Annotated in this window: 14 protein-coding genes; 11 read left to right on the forward strand and 3 right to left on the reverse strand. The window is 50.0% G+C overall.

Annotated elements, in window-relative coordinates; genetic code table 11:
• The first annotated feature begins 6 nt into the window (after positions 1-6).
• The 5 genes from TJ79_RS08105 to TJ79_RS08125 all read left to right on the forward strand — a co-directional run bounded on the left by TJ79_RS08105 (position 7) and on the right by TJ79_RS08125 (position 7,933).
• A complete protein-coding gene (locus TJ79_RS08105; RefSeq protein ID WP_040949781.1) occupies positions 7-2,082 on the forward strand; it encodes a glycoside hydrolase family 31 protein in 2,076 nt (691 codons plus the stop codon).
• 38 nt (positions 2,083-2,120) lie between these two features.
• Positions 2,121-4,538: a hypothetical protein gene (locus TJ79_RS08110; RefSeq protein ID WP_040949782.1), complete on the forward strand. Its 2,418-nt coding sequence runs from the start codon at positions 2,121-2,123 to the stop codon at positions 4,536-4,538.
• Between the two features lie 668 nt (positions 4,539-5,206).
• Positions 5,207-5,818 (forward strand): CPBP family intramembrane glutamic endopeptidase, encoded by a 612-nt coding sequence (locus TJ79_RS08115; RefSeq protein WP_040949783.1) that lies wholly within the window; start codon positions 5,207-5,209, stop codon positions 5,816-5,818.
• A 23-nt stretch (positions 5,819-5,841) separates the two neighbouring features.
• The gene (locus TJ79_RS08120) at positions 5,842-6,540 is read left to right on the forward strand and encodes a response regulator transcription factor (protein WP_040949784.1); all 699 of its coding nucleotides are present in this window, start codon (positions 5,842-5,844) and stop codon (positions 6,538-6,540) included.
• The gene (locus TJ79_RS08125; RefSeq protein ID WP_040949785.1) at positions 6,524-7,933 is read left to right on the forward strand and encodes a HAMP domain-containing sensor histidine kinase; all 1,410 of its coding nucleotides are present in this window, start codon (positions 6,524-6,526) and stop codon (positions 7,931-7,933) included. The genes TJ79_RS08120 and TJ79_RS08125 overlap by 17 nt, the downstream gene beginning before the upstream one ends.
• A gap of 68 nt (positions 7,934-8,001) precedes the next feature.
• Here the strand turns inward: TJ79_RS08125 and TJ79_RS08130 are convergent, their stop codons facing one another.
• A complete protein-coding gene (locus TJ79_RS08130) occupies positions 8,002-8,550 on the reverse strand; it encodes a TetR/AcrR family transcriptional regulator (RefSeq protein WP_040949786.1) in 549 nt (182 codons plus the stop codon).
• 211 nt (positions 8,551-8,761) lie between these two features.
• Here TJ79_RS08130 and TJ79_RS08135 point away from each other — a divergent pair, with 211 nt between their 5' ends.
• The 6 genes from TJ79_RS08135 to TJ79_RS08160 all read left to right on the forward strand — a co-directional run bounded on the left by TJ79_RS08135 (position 8,762) and on the right by TJ79_RS08160 (position 13,964).
• Entirely contained in the window at positions 8,762-9,349 is a 588-nt protein-coding gene (locus TJ79_RS08135) for an NAD(P)H-binding protein (RefSeq protein ID WP_040949787.1), read from the forward strand.
• 64 nt (positions 9,350-9,413) lie between these two features.
• Positions 9,414-10,472 carry an NAD(P)-dependent alcohol dehydrogenase gene (locus TJ79_RS08140; RefSeq protein WP_040949788.1) on the forward strand — a complete coding sequence of 353 codons (1,059 nt, stop codon included), beginning with the start codon at positions 9,414-9,416 and terminating at the stop codon, positions 10,470-10,472.
• A gap of 98 nt (positions 10,473-10,570) precedes the next feature.
• Positions 10,571-10,966, forward strand: a complete 396-nt coding sequence (locus TJ79_RS08145; protein ID WP_040949789.1) for a cupin domain-containing protein — start codon at positions 10,571-10,573, stop codon at positions 10,964-10,966.
• Positions 10,967-11,034: 68 nt separating this feature from the next.
• A complete protein-coding gene (locus TJ79_RS08150; RefSeq protein ID WP_040949790.1) occupies positions 11,035-12,015 on the forward strand; it encodes an aldo/keto reductase in 981 nt (326 codons plus the stop codon).
• Between the two features lie 15 nt (positions 12,016-12,030).
• Entirely contained in the window at positions 12,031-12,888 is an 858-nt protein-coding gene (locus TJ79_RS08155; RefSeq protein ID WP_040949791.1) for an aldo/keto reductase, read from the forward strand.
• Between the two features lie 41 nt (positions 12,889-12,929).
• The gene (locus TJ79_RS08160; RefSeq protein ID WP_040949792.1) at positions 12,930-13,964 is read left to right on the forward strand and encodes a zinc-binding dehydrogenase; all 1,035 of its coding nucleotides are present in this window, start codon (positions 12,930-12,932) and stop codon (positions 13,962-13,964) included.
• 283 nt (positions 13,965-14,247) lie between these two features.
• Here TJ79_RS08160 and rbsK read toward each other — a convergent pair whose 3' ends face one another.
• On the reverse strand, positions 14,248-15,171 hold the full coding sequence (gene rbsK / locus TJ79_RS08165; RefSeq protein ID WP_040949793.1) for a ribokinase: 924 nt from the start codon (positions 15,169-15,171) through the stop codon (positions 14,248-14,250).
• Between the two features lie 80 nt (positions 15,172-15,251).
• Positions 15,252-16,169, reverse strand: a complete 918-nt coding sequence (locus tag TJ79_RS08170; protein WP_040949794.1) for a nucleoside hydrolase — start codon at positions 16,167-16,169, stop codon at positions 15,252-15,254.
• Positions 16,170-16,360 lie beyond the last annotated feature (191 nt).

A 16,360-nucleotide genomic window follows, 5' to 3' on the forward strand; every position in this document is an offset into this window, starting at 1 on the left:
AGCGGCATGAAGTTCAGCCAAATCGGAAACCGTTTGATCGGAAAATTAGGTGCGGAGACCATCTGGATCGATCCTTGGGGTGAAAATTCCCTGCGCGTCCGGATGACCAAGGAACATACGATGGATGTCAACGAGTGGGCTTTGGTGGACGGAGCACCGGCATCGACTGCAGCACCGGTCATTACCATTGAAGAAGTCGAGCTCATCGAACCGTGGATTCCAGAAGAAGAACGGGCAAGCCGGACGGTACGGAGTCAAATTGCATCCATCCGCAACGGTGAAATTACTGCGACTTTCAATGCAGAAGGATGGCTTTCTTTTACGGATAGCGAAGGGAAAGTGCTCACGGAAGAATATTGGCGGGACCGCAACCGGATCGACCGGTACTGTGCTCCGCTTCGTGTGGAAGGGCGGGAACTGAAACCGCTTACGGGTTCCAGCGATTATCGGCTTACTTTACGCTTCGAGGCTTTTGAAGACGAAAAGATCTTCGGACTGGGTCAATACCAGGAAAAGGTTTTAAATAAAAAAGGCGCAACCTTGGAGCTGGCTCACCGCAACTCCCAGACCAGCGTTCCGTTCATGCTGTCCAGCCGCGGCTACGGCCTTTTGTGGAATAACCCGGCTATTGGCACGGTCACCTTTGGGACAAACCGTACCGAATGGGTCGCGGAAAGCACGAAAAAGCTGGATTATTTCATTACCGCAGGGAAAACCCCGGCGCAAATCGAGGAGCAATACGCAAACACCGTTGGTAAAGCGCCGATGATGCCGGAGTTCGGCATGGGCTTCTGGCAGTGCAAGCTGCGTTACAGCACCCAAGAGGAACTGCTGGGCGTAGCCCGGGAATACAAACGGCGTGGCATTCCGCTTGACGTCATCGTGGTGGATTTCTTCCACTGGACGAAGCAGGGCGATTTCAAGTTCGAGCCGCGGGATTGGCCGGATCCTGAGGCGATGATCGCGGAGCTGAAGGAAATGGGCACCGAGTTGATGGTTTCCGTATGGCCGACCATCGACAACCGTTCGGAAAACTACGGTCCCATGGCTGAAGAAGGTTACCTGATCTCCGCAGACCGCGGCATGAATATCAATATGAACTGGATGGGGGAAACGGTGTTTTTTGACGCGACCCATCCCGGCGCCAGAGATTACGTATGGCAGGTTTCCAAAAAGAACTACTACGACAAGGGAGTCCGTATCTTCTGGCTGGATGAAGCCGAGCCGGAGTTCGGTCCTTACGATTTTGACAACTATCGCTATTACCAAGGACCTGCTCTGCAATGTACCAACGTCTATCCTGCGATGTATGCAAAAGGATACTATGACGGTATGGTGGCGGAAGGACAGGAAGGCGTCTGCAACCTGGTGCGCGCCGCTTGGGCAGGTTCACAGCGGTATGGCGCGCTGATCTGGTCGGGGGATATTTCCTCCACGTTCCGGGCCATGCGGGAACAACTGCAAGCCGGACTCAATATGGGGATCGCCGGGATTCCTTGGTGGACGACGGATATCGGCGGATTTTTGGGCGGCTATGTAACCGACCCTGCGTTCCAAGAGCTGCTGGTGCGCTGGTTTGCCTTCGGCGTCTTCACTCCCGTCCTGCGTCTTCACGGCGAACGGGTTCCTCACATCCAACCGGAGCAGGCTGTGATCGAGGGCGTCACGCAAATGTTCACCGGCAGCGACAACGAAATTTGGAGCTACGGCGAAGAAAATTATGACATCATGAAAGAGTTCATCCTGATGCGTGAGCGTCTGCGCCCCTATATCCGCGAATGCATGGTCGAAGCCCATGAAAAAGGAACTCCCGTCATGCGCGCGATGTTTTACGAATTCCCGCAGGATGCGGCTTGTTGGACGGCAGAGAGCCAGTATATGTTCGGACCGGACATACTTGTTGCTCCCATCTTTGAATTGGGGCAGCGGAGCCGGGAAGTTTACTTGCCGGCGGGCCTTGCGTGGAAGAATGCCAAAACTGGCGAAACGCTGGCAGGCGGGCAGACCATTAGCGTTGAAGCTCCGATCCATGAGATCCCTCTGTTCGTAAAAGCCGAGAAGAGCCTGCCAATCTACGAATAGCATCATTTTGTTTTCTTGAAAAAGGAGGAATCAACCGAATGCCCAAGGAAAGCGGCAAGTATGTCTATCAATCGATCCCCGTCCCGGGCGGCGGTTTTGTCACCGGTTTCGTGTTTCATCCGGAAGTCCCTGACATTTTGTATTGCCGGACGGACATCGGCGGCACATATCGGTACGATTTTGCCAAGGATACCTGGGTGTCGTTGATCGATCACGCTACTGACCCGAACGTGTGGGAAACTTATCCCCTTTCCATCGCCCTTGACCGGCAAAATCCCAGCTATATCTATGCCATGGTGGGACTGTATCCGATGCACAAGATCGCGTTTTCCGAGGATTATGGTGCTCATTGGACGTACTTCGATCCGCCGGTCATTGATGAAAAAGGAAACACAGCGACGATGCATGGCAACGCGCCGGGCCGCTCTACTGGGGAACGGCTGGTAGTCGATCCTTACGATTCCAACGTCCTCTATATGGGAACGATGGAAGACGGCCTTTGGAAAACCACCGATCGCTGCAAAACCTGGACTCGGCTAGCGGTCGGCGCTCCCGGCAAGGCCCCAGAGACGAACATCGCGTTCATTGAGATCGATCCGAAGAGCGGCGGCAACGGCCGTCCTGCACAGCGGATCATCGTGGCGACCAGCGGCCAGCAAGGCTCCCCCGGCGGTAATGTGCGCGGACAGAGCGTTTACATCAGCAACGACGCGGGTGCTACTTTTAAGCCGTTGGCAGGCGAACCTGCCCCAGTCATCGGTGGGTCGGCGGACTATCCCGGCTACGTCGGGCAGCGGGCCGCTTTTATCGGCAGCTATTTGTACGTATCCTACGCCGCTTATAACATCGGCTGGTCCAACTGGAATACGTACGGTTGCGATACGGGCAAGTGCTACGACGGCGCGCTTTTCCGCTTTGAGTTGGATGCGGCAGGAAATGTCGTGGAAGCGCTGGATGTTACACCGCCGAATCTAGTGGAACCGGACTTCCACGACCCGGAAGCACCCGGACGTCGCTTGGGCTATGGGATCAGTGGGATATCCGCCGATCCTCAGGCTCCCGGCACGCTGATTTGTTCGACGATTACATCTGTGGCGGACACGATTTACCGATCCACAGATTACGGTTTGACTTGGAAGCCGATCATGTTGGGGCTTGTCGTTGGCAACATCGACTTCAACGTTTCCTATCAAAAGCCGGAACACAACGGCAACAACTCTCTCATTCACTGGATGTCGGACTTGAAGCTCAATCCCTTCAACCGGGACATGGCTCTGTTCAACACCGGAGCTGGTATATTCATGACCCGTGACTTGACCATCGCGGATCAGGGGGAAACCGTGACCTGGGCTTGTTGCGACAAAGGCGTCGAAGAAACCGTTCACTTGAACATTTATTCGCCGCCCGCCGGGGATATCCATCTGATCGATATTATCGGCGATTACGGCGGCTTTGTGTTCAGCGAATTGGATAAACCGGTGGAAAATACCTTCGCTGATTATAAAGGCGACCGCTGGATTACCTGCATGAATGCGGATTACCCTGACTCGAATCCGAATTTCATCGTGACCACGCCGCGGGGCAACTGGACCGGTAAAACTAAAGGCGGGTTGATCGTTTCTCGGGATCAAGGCCGCAATTGGGAGCAACTGAAGAACCCCGTTGGTCTTGGCGAAGCGGTAGATTATTGGGCCAATTATTTGCAGACCCCCAATGTCACCTCCGGTTGGACGGCAATCTCCGCCGACGGGGCGACGATCCTTTGGGTGCTGGGGCTTCCGGTTTACGCCTCCCGGTCGGTTTATACTCATGACTTCGGGGAAACATGGGGCAAGTCCAAAATCTACGACCTGGAAGGAAATCTTCTTGCAGACGAATCCTTGGAAAAGCTGCCCTTCAAAGTCATGTCCGACCGTGTTCAGCCGAATGTCTTTTATGGCTTCAGCGACAATGCCGAAGGCGAAGGCTTCTACCTAAGCGTGGACAAGGGCGAGAGCTTCCATCAATTGAATGCGCCGGAGGGTTTTCCGGCGTTGGATTTGGCGGGGATCGACAGCGAACAGCATTACGAGATCCGCGTGGAGTCTGACGCTGCCGGGGTCATCTGGCTGGCTATGCAGCAGTACGGGTTGTGGCGGGTGACCTGCGATGCGGAACGACGCGTCTTTTCCGGTGAGCGGGTTTCGCGGGCGGGAGATTTCATCAAACGCATCGGGTTTGGCAAAGCGGCTGATGGCAGCAAAACCAAAACCTTGTTCACCAGCGGTACGATCGGCGGAACCTACGGGTTTTACCGCTCCCATGACGGTGGAGTTAGCTGGCTGCGAATCAATGATGACAGCCATCAATATGGCGACATCCGCTCCATCACCGGCGACCCACGAGTATTCGGGCGTATCTACGTGGCAACGGGCACGAGAGGGCTTGTGTACGGGGATATCGTTTGGGAAGAGTAGGAGCATACAGGATTTTATAGACATATAAAGTGCACGCGTGTTATCGCGCTGTTTAAACGGCAAGGGCTTTTCATAAAGCCCCTTGCCGTTTTTATTTATTATCCCAGTTTGAATGGGGGTTCAGGAAAGTTTAATGCCGGTCTGCCAACCGCGCAAGTGAATCAAAGGAGGATAAAGGATGGATAAGAGCAGTCTCCATAGGTTGAACCATTGAAAGGAGCAGGAAGTGGAGCGCGAGTGGATGAATACCTGCAAATATACCGTTATTTCTCTTCTCGAGAGGGGAGTTTTTGCAAATACCTGCAAATCTACAGGTATTTCGAGCCCAAACTATTCATTCTTAACCAATGGACAAAAATACCTGTACAATCGCAGGTATTTTTCCGCAAATGAGTAATTTTGTTGAAAATACCTGCATCTTCGCAGGTATTCGCTACAACGCTGTCCCAAGCCCCACCCAACTCGCCTTTGAGGCGTGTACTTGTACCATGCCCGTATAGATCTGATGAAAACCACCGGCTATGCTGGTGGATATAACTTGCCTTGTGAAATCAACCAGGAATGCCTATCTGCAATCTTTAGCATTTCTTTAGGTTGAGCTTAGGTTTAATGAAGGCTGCGGATTTAATCTGAATTCATCCAATTAACGGTTGAAGGAGAATTTGATCATGCAGCTTTTTCTCAATGAAGTAATCGGCACTCTGGTGCAGCTTATCCTTTTTTTGATTATCCCGATACTCTGGTGGGGCTTAACGGCGCGGAAGGAAGAAAATTTCTTAAGCTGGATCGGGTTAAAGAAGGTAAAAACAAGAGTCAGGAAGAAGTTCTGGTATGTATATACGGTATCGGTGTTTTGTTTTATGGTGCTGTCGATTTTTATCCTTTTTCTGGTAAGAGGGACGGAAACGGCCGCATCTGCATTTACAGCAACGGGTGTATCGGCCTTTCCCGCGGCAATCGTCTATTCATTCGGGCATACGGCTTTAGCGGAGGAACTGTTGTTTCGAGGCTTTTTATGTAAACGATTCGTCCTAAAGTTTGGGTTTGTGGCGGGGAACTTCATGCAAAGCACCTTGTTTGGTGTCATGCATGGAGTTATGTTCTATTCCTCTGTCGGACTCGGCGCGGCGATTCTTATCGTTCTGTTTACGGGTGCTGTTGGATGGTGCTTGGGGTATATCAATGAAAAATGCTCGGATGGCTCCATCTTGCCGGGCTGGACGATACACGGAATGGCGAATCTATTTTCGGCGGCGGCTGCAATGTTCACATGGCTATAAAAGAAAGGAAAAGGTAGCGGATCATGAACTATACCATTTTAGCGGCTGATGACGAGGTAGAGCTTCTTGATGCATTGGAGCTTTTTCTCCATCGGGAAAAGATAAGGCTGGTCAAGGCGGCAGACGGCATGGAGGCTCTGGTTCTTTTTCGAAAAGAGAATCCGGATCTGGTATTGCTGGATGTGATGATGCCCGAGCTGGACGGGTTTATGGTTCTGCGCAAGATCCGCGAAACGAGCCATGTGCCTGCGATCATGATGACGGCGCGGGCAGAGGATTACAATAAAATTTTGGGTCTGGAGCTAGGCGCCGACGATTATATCACCAAGCCGTATAATCCGATGGAGGTTGTGGCCAGGGTGAAGGCGCAGCTTCGGCGAAACTATACTTACGGGGAAGCCCCCGAAAAAAAAGAAACGAGCATCAAAAGATTCGATCTCGTTCTGGATACGGAGTCCTGTACGGTTCAGAAAAACGGAAACACCATCGCGCTGACGAAAACCGAATATCTCATGCTTCATCTTTTTATGAAGAGTCCCGGCAGGATTTTTACGAAGCAGCAAATTTTCGAATATGCGTGGGAGGATCTTTTCGGAAGTGATGAAAGTACGGTCATGGTTCATATCAGCAATTTGCGCGCAAAAATCGAAGAGGACCCGAAGAAACCGGTTATGCTAAAAACGATTAAAGGGCTAGGGTACAAATTTGAAAAAGAAAAATAAGGCCATGAACAAAAAGGGCAGTCTGTTCCGGAAGCTTGTCGGGAGCTATATTCTCTTTGCCGGTATTTCTGTTATCAGCATTGTGGCGTGCGTCATTTTGTTTTTGCTTACAGCTTCATCCGGCAATATAAGCTCGATGCTTCCGTATGATGTAGTCGATCAAAACGGACAAGTAAAGGATATAAAGCCGATCGCTAAGTTTGGCGGTTGGGTGGAAAGGCTGGATGGAGAATTCCGGGTTGTTCAAGTTTTCGGTGAGAAAGAAACAGCCGATTACAGCTATACTGCCAGCGATCTTCTTGATCTAACCCGTTCCAATAAAAAATCGGATAATCCTTACATCGGATTCTATGAAAAAGCGGACAGCAACACCGCCTATCTTGTCCTATATCCGAGAAAGAATATTGAAGTTTCCTATACGTTCAACCTTGCCCATATTCGCATGACCGGAATGAATGGTATTTTTCTCGTCCTGATGATCGTGCTTTTTATCCTGAATGTGGTCATGCACAGCTTGTATGTAAGCCGGAAAATCAAAAAGCCCCTACACCGGATCGCGAAGGGGATGAAGCAGGTGGAAAACGGCGGGAAACAGATCCGGTTAGATTTTGCGACGGAGGGGGAGTTTACGCAAATTCGGGACGCCTTCAATCTGATGATCGAACGGGTTGAGGCGGAGGAAGCCGAAAAGCGGAGAACCCAGGAAGAGAAAAACCGGATGGTGCTGGAGCTGTCCCATGACTTGAAGACGCCAATCGCAACGATTCAAAGCTGCGTCTCCGCATTAAACGAAGGGATTGTGGCGGCGGATGAACTCGAGAAATACTACGGGATCATTGGAGCGAAGGCGGATAAAGTGAACCAAATGGCGGATGACATGTTTACCATGTTGAAGATGGAAAACGCCGCGTATGTGCCCGATCCCGTAAAAATGGATATTTGCGAGTTTATAAGGAGACAATGCGCGGAATCATATGAGGATATCGAGAATGCCGGATTGGAATTGACGGTCACCCTGCCCGACCGGGCCATCGGAGTTTATCTGGATGAGAAATTGATGGAACGGGTATTCGGGAACCTGCTCGGAAATGCCGTCAAATACAATAAGAGTGGAAAGTCGGTCTCCGTAACGTTGGATGAGATAGAAGACGCGGTCGAGATTACCGTGGGAGACGATGGAAGCATCGTGGATGCGGAGATAAGGGAAAGGTTGTTTGAAGCTTTCGTAAAAGGCGACAAGGCGAGGAAATCCAGCGGGGGAACGGGGCTGGGTCTTGCCATTGCCAGAACCATTGTCGCAAAACACGGCGGAAGGATTTCCTACCGACGGGAACAGAGCCGGAATGAATTCATCATCCGTTTGCCAAAGGGCCAATCCCCCCGCTCGCAGTGACGAGCGGTTTTTTTGTCTGAAGACAAGAACATATATCGTTATCGATCCGCGCTCAGTCCGTCCTTCAATCAGTCACAATTTCTCTCCAACAAAGCCCCTAATTGTTCCGCTAATGCTTGATAGGAGATCGGTCGTTCATTCATGAACCACCATTCCACGACCCCCACATAAGCAGAAGCCACAAACCTCACGAGCATTTCCTTGTTTAGCCCCTTGTTTTTTCCCCGGGTGACATCCACCTCATCTTTAAACTCCGCATTCAGAAAATCGAGGAATCGACTGCGAAAATAAGGGGCTCCTTTACTCGCCAACATCATCGAGAAGAAGGGGTAATTGTCTTCGAAATATTCTGTCCAGATGAGTGACCCGCTGACGAAATCCAAATCGGCTGCCGCCTTACATCGGTCGTCTAGTTCGTTAATATGCGTTTCGATAAGCTTGTCCAATAAATCGTACTTATCCATGTAGTGAAGATAAATTGTCCCCCGACTGACATTGGCACGGTCGGAAAGGTCTTGAATTGTAATGTCGTCAAAGCTCTTTTCCGCCATTAGTTCTAAAACGGCATTTTTAAGGGCATCTTGGGTTTTCTTTATTCTTCGATCAACTTTTGCCATAAGAGACACCTCATTTGTGAGACATAGTAGACAATTTTGCGCCTTTTGTTCATTACTTAACAAACCGAATGGATCTAACCATTGCAGGTTTATTGTTACTGTTTATAATTTTAGACACAAGTTCATTAATGAATCAAGTTGTATTTTAAAATGCTTGACTTGGAGTTAACTCCAGAATATACACTTATCTTCGATTAAAGGAGTGATAACGATGAGCAAGGTTCTGATCCTTGGAGCGAACGGAGGAATTGCCCGTGTGGTCATTGATTTATTCCTTCGGGAAACGGACGCGGAATTAACGCTTTACCTACGCAATGCACGACGGCTGAAGCACTTGGAATCCGCTCGTGTAAGGGTCATTGAAGGCAATGTGTTGAATCTTGATGAACTAAAAGAAGCCATGGTCGGGCAGGATGTCGTGTATGCCAATCTAGCCGGCCAATTAAAACGAATGGCTGAAACCATCGTGGATGCGATGCATGCAACTGGCTTAAGACGACTTATCTTTATCAGCTCCATGGGGATTTATGGAGAAGTGCCGGGGGAGAAGTACAAAAGCATATTGGATCCCTATCGGGATTCCGCTGTAGTCATTGAAGCCTCGAATCTTAATTATACGATTCTAAGACCAGCCTGGTTTACCAATGCTAATGAAGTTGATTATGAGACCACACCTAAAGGGGAATCATTTAAAGGTTCCATTGTATCGCGTAAAAGTGTAGCAGACTTGGTTGTTAAGCTGGCACTTGATCCCAATTTAGAAGTTCGCCAAAGCATTGGGGTAAATAAACCCGAATAAATTGCGGATTATTATAAAAAACATGAGAAATTTAAATCCTTTAAAGAAAGGGTTGTTGTATCACATGTGCAACCATCATAAAAACATAACTACTCGAGCGCTAAGTGTACCAAGTGCAAAAGCGCCATTTGAACAAACGACCATAGCACGGAGAGATTTGCGGCCAGACGATGTCTTAATCGATATTAAATATTGCGGCATCTGCCATTCTGATATTCATAATGCTCATAATGATTTTGGCCGTGGAGTTCTTCCTATGGTTCCGGGTCATGAAATTGCGGGGATTGTTGCTGCTGTAGGTAGTGAGGTGACAAAGTTCGCTGTTGGTGATCGGGTCGGCGTGGGCTGTTTTGTAGACTCATGCGGTGAATGTGACTTCTGCCTCAGAGGTGAGGAGCAATTTTGTAGAAAAGGTGTCGTCGTCGTCTTTAACTCAATTGGCTATGACGGAGAGCTAACATACGGTGGATATAGCCAAAAGATCGTTGTCAAAGACAAGTTTGTTGTCCGTATTCCGGACGGCTTGGAACTGGACGCGGCCAGCCCGTTGTTATGCGCAGGTATTACCACGTACTCTCCTCTGAAACATTGGAACGCCGGGCCAGGGAAAAAGGTTGCCGTTCTGGGAATGGGGGGCCTTGGCCATTTGGCTGTTCAGTTTGCCCATACGATGGGTGCAGAAGTTACTGTACTGAGCCATAGTCAGAACAAAAAAGACGAAGCCTTTGGCTTCGGTGCAAGTCACTATTATGTGACCACTGATCCCGCAACGTTCACTGAGTTGACTGGTCAATTTGATCTGATTCTAAACACCGTATCTGCGAATATCGATGTTGATGCTTTTCTCTCCATTCTTAATGTGGACGGAGCACTAGTTAATCTTGGTCTGCCAAACAAGCCGGATCAATATCATGTTTTTTCCCTATTTGCCGGGCGTCGGATCATTACGGCATCCAATGTTGGCGGGATCAGAGAAACACAAGAGATGCTCGACTTTTCGGCAGAGCACGGCATCGCTCCTATGATTGAAGTCATTCGTGCCGACCAAGTTGATGAAGCATACGAACGTGTCCTGAGCAGTGATGTGCGGTATCGATTTGTCATCGATATGGCTACGTTGTAAGAGAATTACAGAAGCAGCCCAGAACCATTCGATAACTCTACTAGAAATGGCGAGGCAACTGCTTGAGAAGGGCGACAAAGAGAAAGAAGGAATCCGGAATGGAAAATGAACAGCTTAGCAACAGTACCATTTTTCCGTTAGGAGACAAGGTGCAAGCAAACTTTACGGGAGACGCTTACCTAAAGATGGTGTTTACGGATCCCGAACCACTGAATACCGCAATTGGAAATGTTACCTTTGCTCCAGGAGCTCGCAATAACTGGCATGCTCATCAGGTTGGACAAGTGCTTTTAGTCACCGGCGGCAAAGGCTGGTACCAGGAAGAAGGTAAAGCAGCCCGATTGCTCCTAACAGGTGATGTAATCAATATTCCACCTAACGTCAAGCATTGGCATGGAGCGACCAAAGACAGCTGGTTTGTCCATCTCGCCATGACTCCCGGTGCAACAGAATGGTTTGAAGCAGTCGATGATGAATGGTTTGATCAACTGTAAAGATTAACGCTCCGATCTTTTGATCCGATTCCCTTTCTCACAAATTGAATGGATATGGAGGTTATCGAATGGAATACATCAAATTAGGAAATACAGGAATGGATGTATCGCGGATTTGCCTTGGCTGCATGAGCTTTGGTGAAGCTCAGCCAGGAGGGCATCAATGGGTGCTCGACGAGGAAAGTAGCCGCCCTATCATTAAAAGAGCGCTCGAGCTCGGGATCAACTTCTTTGATACAGCGAACATCTATGCTGGCGGAACCAGCGAAGAGATTGTTGGACGAGCATTAGGAGATTATGCGAACCGCGATGAAATTGTCCTCGCCACAAAGGTCTGGGGGCGTATGCATCAAGGTCCCAATGGTGCGGGGCTATCCCGAAAGGCCATTATGAGCGAAATCGATAAAAGCCTGAAAAGACTTGGGACCGATTATGTGGATCTTTACATTATTCACCGTTGGGACTACAACACGCCCATTGAAGAAACGATGGAAGGCATGCATGATGTGGTGAAGTCAGGTAAGGCCAGATATATCGGGGCTTCTGCCATGTATGCATGGCAATTTCAAAAGGCTCTGCATGTAGCGGAGAAAAATGGCTGGACGCGTTTTGTTTCCATGCAAAATCATCTTAATCTCATCTACCGCGAGGAAGAAAGAGAGATGATGCCGCTTTGTAAGGATCAAAGAATTGCGGTCACTCCTTATAGTCCGCTTGCATCCGGAAGATTGATTCGCGATTGGTCTGAAACCACTCATCGATCCGAAACCGACAATATTCAAAAATCAAAGTATGATGCGACTGCTGATGTCGATCGGTTGATCGTTGAGCGAGTGGTGACAGTGGCAGAGAAGAGAGACGTCCCCCGTAGTCATATTGCACTTGCATGGCTGATGCAGAAGGAATCGGTAGCGGCTCCTATTGTGGGCGTAACGAAAATGAAGCAGCTCGAGGACTCAGTAGGTGCACTATCGGTTAAATTAACTTCTGAAGAAATCTCATTTTTGGAAGAACCGTATGTTCCGCATCCAATCGTGGGAGCCCAGTAATAAGGAGGAAAAGAAATGGAATATGTAACCTTAAATAACGGAGTAAAGATGCCGATTTTAGGCTATGGCGTTTACCAGATTCCCGATCATACGGAATGCGAAAGATGTGTGCTTGATGCCATTAGTGTGGGATACCGGTCCATTGATACCGCGCAAGCTTACCGAAATGAAGAAGCTGTAGGTCGTGCAATCCAGAAAAGTGGAGTGCCCAGAGAAGAGTTTTTCATCACGACTAAAGTCTGGATTTCTAATGCCGGATATGAAAAAGCCAAAGCATCGATCGAGGAATCCATGAGAAAGCTTCAACTTGATTATCTGGATTTGGTCCTGATTCATCAGCCGTTTAATGATTATTATGGGACATACCGAGCGATGGTAGAGCTCTATAAGGCAGGAAATATTAAAGCCATCGGAGTTAGTAATTTCTACCCGGACAGATATATCGATCTTGTTCAGTTCAGCGAAGTGGTTCCGTCTGTCAACCAGGTGGAAACCCATGTCTTCAACCAGCAGGTCAAAGCCAATGAAATCATGAAGAAATACAATACGCAGATCGAATCCTGGGGTCCATTTGCGGAAGGCAGAAACGAACTGTTTACTAATGCAACCTTACAAGAGATCGGCAACAAGTATAACAAATCTACCGCACAAATCGCTTTGCGTTACTTGATACAGAGAGGCGTGGTGGTGATTCCTAAAACGGTAAATAAAAATCGAATGGAAGAAAACTTCAATGTATTTGATTTTGAACTGTCAACAGAAGATATGGATCAAATAGCAACTCTGGATACAGGGGAAAGTTCATTTTTCTCCCACCAAGATCCGCAAAGAGTTGAGTTTTTAACGAATTATGGCAAAAAAGGGCTGGAATAAGCGTAAAAGACTTTGGAATTAACGAAGGAGTGGAAAATGGTATGAAAGCAAATATAATGTACGCTGCCGGAGATGTTCGCGTAGATGAAGTCGCTGTTCCGAAATTGCAAAAACCTACGGATGCCATTCTAAAGGTGGTTGCTGCCTGCATATGCGGAAGCGACCTGCATCCTTATCACAACATGCATGCCCATGAGCATGCTGAAGGCGAAGCCATGGGTCATGAAGTGATCGGAAGAATTGAAGAAATGGGGACAGAAGTAGCTGGATTCAGCAAAGGGGATCTGGTCGTCGTTCCTTTTGCTTATGGCGACAACACCTGTCCGTTTTGCCAGGAAGGATTGATGACTTCATGTGTGCATGGGGGATTCATGACCGGCTGCCAGGCGGAGTTTGTTCGAGTGCCTCAAGCACAAGGAAGTATGTTCAAGCTACCTGACGAAATTGATGAGAACTCTCCTTTACTGCCGTCCCTCTTGACATTGTCGGACGTATACGGCACTGGCTATCATGCGGCGGTGATGGGAGGCGTGAATGAGAATACGACGGTAACCGTTATTGGTGATGGAGCTGTTGGTCTTCTTGCCGTTCTATCAGCGAAGAAGCTCGGTGCCAAGCAAATTATCCTCATGGGCCGTCATAAGAAGCGGACAGATCTTGGGATGGAATTCGGCGCCACCCATGTTATTTCTGAGCGCGGAGAGGAGGGCATAGCGAAAGTTCGGGAGCTGACGAATGGGGAAGGAACGCATGTCGTTCTTGAATGTGTCGGTCTAATGCCTGCTTATGTGATGAGCATTGGGGCCGTTCGGGCAGGAGGAGTCATCAGTCGTGTTGGAGTGCCGCAGTATGAGGAAGCTCCCATCGGATTTGCAAGTCTTTTCGGTCGTAATATTACGCTTACAGGAGGTCCGGCGCCAACACGTTCATACATGGAGGAATTGCTGCCAGATATCCTTGACGGAACACTTGAACCTGGTCGTGTTTTTGACGTAACCGTAGATCTAGACGGAGTTCCAGAGGGTTATCGTGCGATGGACAAACGTGAAGCACTTAAAGTATTAATTAGACCTTAATAAAGACTTTGGTGCTCAAGAGAAAAAAGGACATCATTTGCTACATTGGCAAGAAAGTAAGAGGCTGTCAGATTGACAGCCTCTTTGCCTTTGTGGCAACGATCAACGGTTTGCCCAAGCGTATTTCACTTTGCTCATATTCAAGCAGCTGTGGTCAACCCTTTTATCGATTGCCGCTGCATGAAGATCATCCCTACTCCCCAAAATCCTTCCCGCGTCACTATTGGCGCGCCAAGGTATTCGATTGCGTGTGAGATGACATTTGGGGCACCGTTCTGTTTCGTTACAGATTGACTTCGCTGAAGGTCGGCATGCCGGCTTGGGCGCCGAACTTGGTGACGGAGAGAGAAGCGGCTCTCACCGCAAAACGGAGGGATTGCTCCAGGCTCCAGCCAGAAGCAAGGCCGAAGCCCAGGGCGCCGTTCAGGCAATCCCCCGCTCCGGTGGTGTCCACAGCCTGCACGATGGGCGCAGGGATGGTCACCGAACTGCCGTCTTGCAGATAAGAGGCGCCTTCACGGCCTCGGGTCAGAATTACCGTATGTCCGTAGTGGCGGGCCCATTCGGCCAACCCGTTCTGCCAATCCGCTTCCGCTTCAGGGGGGGTTGAATTCGCCGGGATGGACTCTCGATAGAAGGCAAACTCCGTTTCGTTGGGCGTAAAGTAATCGGCCAACTCTAGCAGCTCTGCCGGCAGGTTGCGGGCCGGAGCCGGATTGAGCACGGTCCGCACTCCGGCGGAACGGGCGATGCGAAGAGCAGCTTCCACCGCATCCAGCGGAATCTCCAGTTGTACCAGCAAGATGTCCGCCTGGCGGATCGTTTCCGCGGCTTGTTCGACGAGTCCAGGTGTCACTTTGCCATTAGCGCCGGGGACGATGACGATGCAGTTATCCTGCCGGGTATGCAGGATGGACGCGATGCCGGTAGGCGTGTTCGTAAGACGGGAGACGGTACCGGTGGAGACTCCGTTCTTTTCCAGCTCCGCCAGCATGGAGCTTCCAAAGGAATCGTCGCCGACGGCGCCGATCATATCGACATGGGCTCCAAGTCGGGCGCAGGCCACCGCTTGATTGGCGCCTTTGCCGCCTGGTATATAGTGGATAGACTCGCCGGTTATCGTCTCTCCCGCCTGGGGCATTCTTTCGGCAGAGACAACCAGATCCAGGTTCAGGCTGCCGACGACGGCGATGCGGGGACGTTTCATTGGGAACACCTCATTGATTCGAGTGGATTAATCACAATTTGTACATGGATTCGTTTCTAAGCCGTTTCATACAAGCCAGTTCAAGCCTCGGCAACCTTGAGGAACAAGTCGCGGAACACCTCGTCCCGGCGGATGAAGGTGGCCGTGCGGATCAGATGCCGGTACGGATCGTGACTCCAGCGCAAATCATCGGAGATATGGGGGCTGGGGACAAGGGAGCTCCAGCACCATTCCGGATTGTTGAGCCAGGCGATGACAGAGATATCCCATATGACCCGGGAGTAGGCGAAATGGTTATCGTTGCAGCGGGAATACGTTTCATAGAGATAATCGCCGATAGCACTTTTACCCTTGATCGAGTCTCTTAACTCGGACTGGGACGTTTGCAGATGGGTGGCTACTCCAAGACAAGGGACGAGCACCAGCGGAACCCCGCAATCGAAGACAAGCCGGGAGGCGTGCAAATCCTGCATGAGGTTGAACTCATTGGTGTCCCCCCAATGCATCGCATTGCCGCCGAGCCAGACGAGGACGATGCGCTCAACGATACGCGGCTCCATGAGGAGGGCGGAGGCGACATTGGTAATGGCGCCGATGGCCACCACATAGAGCGGGTCGGACGGATCGGAAGCCATTGCCCGTTTCACTAGGTCCCTAGCGGCTTCGCTTTCCACGGGCTGATCGGCGGCAGGCAGATAACTCGTCGAACCCCGGTAGACCGGAAGGTCCTCCCGGTTCATCAGCTTGCGGATCTTCAGAATTTCCTGGTAGCTCTTCTCCATGCCGTCGGCAGGACTGTCCGAAAGCTCATTGTAAAAGGGAGCCGCGTAAAGGGCTTCAACGGTCATGGCTTTCGGCGATTTCAAAGCGTAAACGACGGCAAACTGGTCGTCAATTTCATTATAGGTGTCGGTGTCAAGCACAATGCGGACTTTGCGCCCGGGATGCTCCAGCCGCCGGACAAGCTGATCGACGGGGAGAACGGGAAAAGATTTCATAGTGTATACCTCCAAATATCCAAATATAAGATTTCGTTCAATGATCGTAGGCAACTTCATCATACCAAGGAAGATCGGCGAAGGCAGCCACCCGGCGGCAGAACCCTGCCGAAGCTTCCGGCGAGAGTCCGTTCATGAGACAGAGGGCGAAAGCGCCTGTCCATGCTTCCAGATTTTCACCCTGCTTAAGA

This window comes from Gorillibacterium massiliense, from assembly GCF_000455485.1.
Lineage (GTDB): Bacteria > Bacillota > Bacilli > Paenibacillales > NBRC-103111 > Gorillibacterium > Gorillibacterium massiliense.

Excerpts from the sequence above, each read along its gene's own strand:
- TJ79_RS08105 (WP_040949781.1), top strand. The coding sequence starts at position 7 with ATGAAGTTCAGCCAAATCGGAAACCGTTTGATCGGAAAATTAGGTGCG.
- TJ79_RS08110 (WP_040949782.1), top strand. The coding sequence starts at position 2,121 with ATGCCCAAGGAAAGCGGCAAGTATGTCTATCAATCGATCCCCGTCCCG.
- TJ79_RS08115 (WP_040949783.1), top strand. The coding sequence starts at position 5,207 with ATGCAGCTTTTTCTCAATGAAGTAATCGGCACTCTGGTGCAGCTTATC.
- TJ79_RS08120 (WP_040949784.1), top strand. The coding sequence starts at position 5,842 with ATGAACTATACCATTTTAGCGGCTGATGACGAGGTAGAGCTTCTTGAT.
- TJ79_RS08130 (WP_040949786.1), bottom strand. The coding sequence starts at position 8,550 with ATGGCAAAAGTTGATCGAAGAATAAAGAAAACCCAAGATGCCCTTAAA.
- TJ79_RS08135 (WP_040949787.1), top strand. The coding sequence starts at position 8,762 with ATGAGCAAGGTTCTGATCCTTGGAGCGAACGGAGGAATTGCCCGTGTG.
- TJ79_RS08140 (WP_040949788.1), top strand. The coding sequence starts at position 9,414 with ATGTGCAACCATCATAAAAACATAACTACTCGAGCGCTAAGTGTACCA.
- TJ79_RS08145 (WP_040949789.1), top strand. The coding sequence starts at position 10,571 with ATGGAAAATGAACAGCTTAGCAACAGTACCATTTTTCCGTTAGGAGAC.
- TJ79_RS08150 (WP_040949790.1), top strand. The coding sequence starts at position 11,035 with ATGGAATACATCAAATTAGGAAATACAGGAATGGATGTATCGCGGATT.
- TJ79_RS08155 (WP_040949791.1), top strand. The coding sequence starts at position 12,031 with ATGGAATATGTAACCTTAAATAACGGAGTAAAGATGCCGATTTTAGGC.
- TJ79_RS08160 (WP_040949792.1), top strand. The coding sequence starts at position 12,930 with ATGAAAGCAAATATAATGTACGCTGCCGGAGATGTTCGCGTAGATGAA.
- rbsK (WP_040949793.1), bottom strand. The coding sequence starts at position 15,171 with ATGAAACGTCCCCGCATCGCCGTCGTCGGCAGCCTGAACCTGGATCTG.
- TJ79_RS08170 (WP_040949794.1), bottom strand. The coding sequence starts at position 16,169 with ATGAAATCTTTTCCCGTTCTCCCCGTCGATCAGCTTGTCCGGCGGCTG.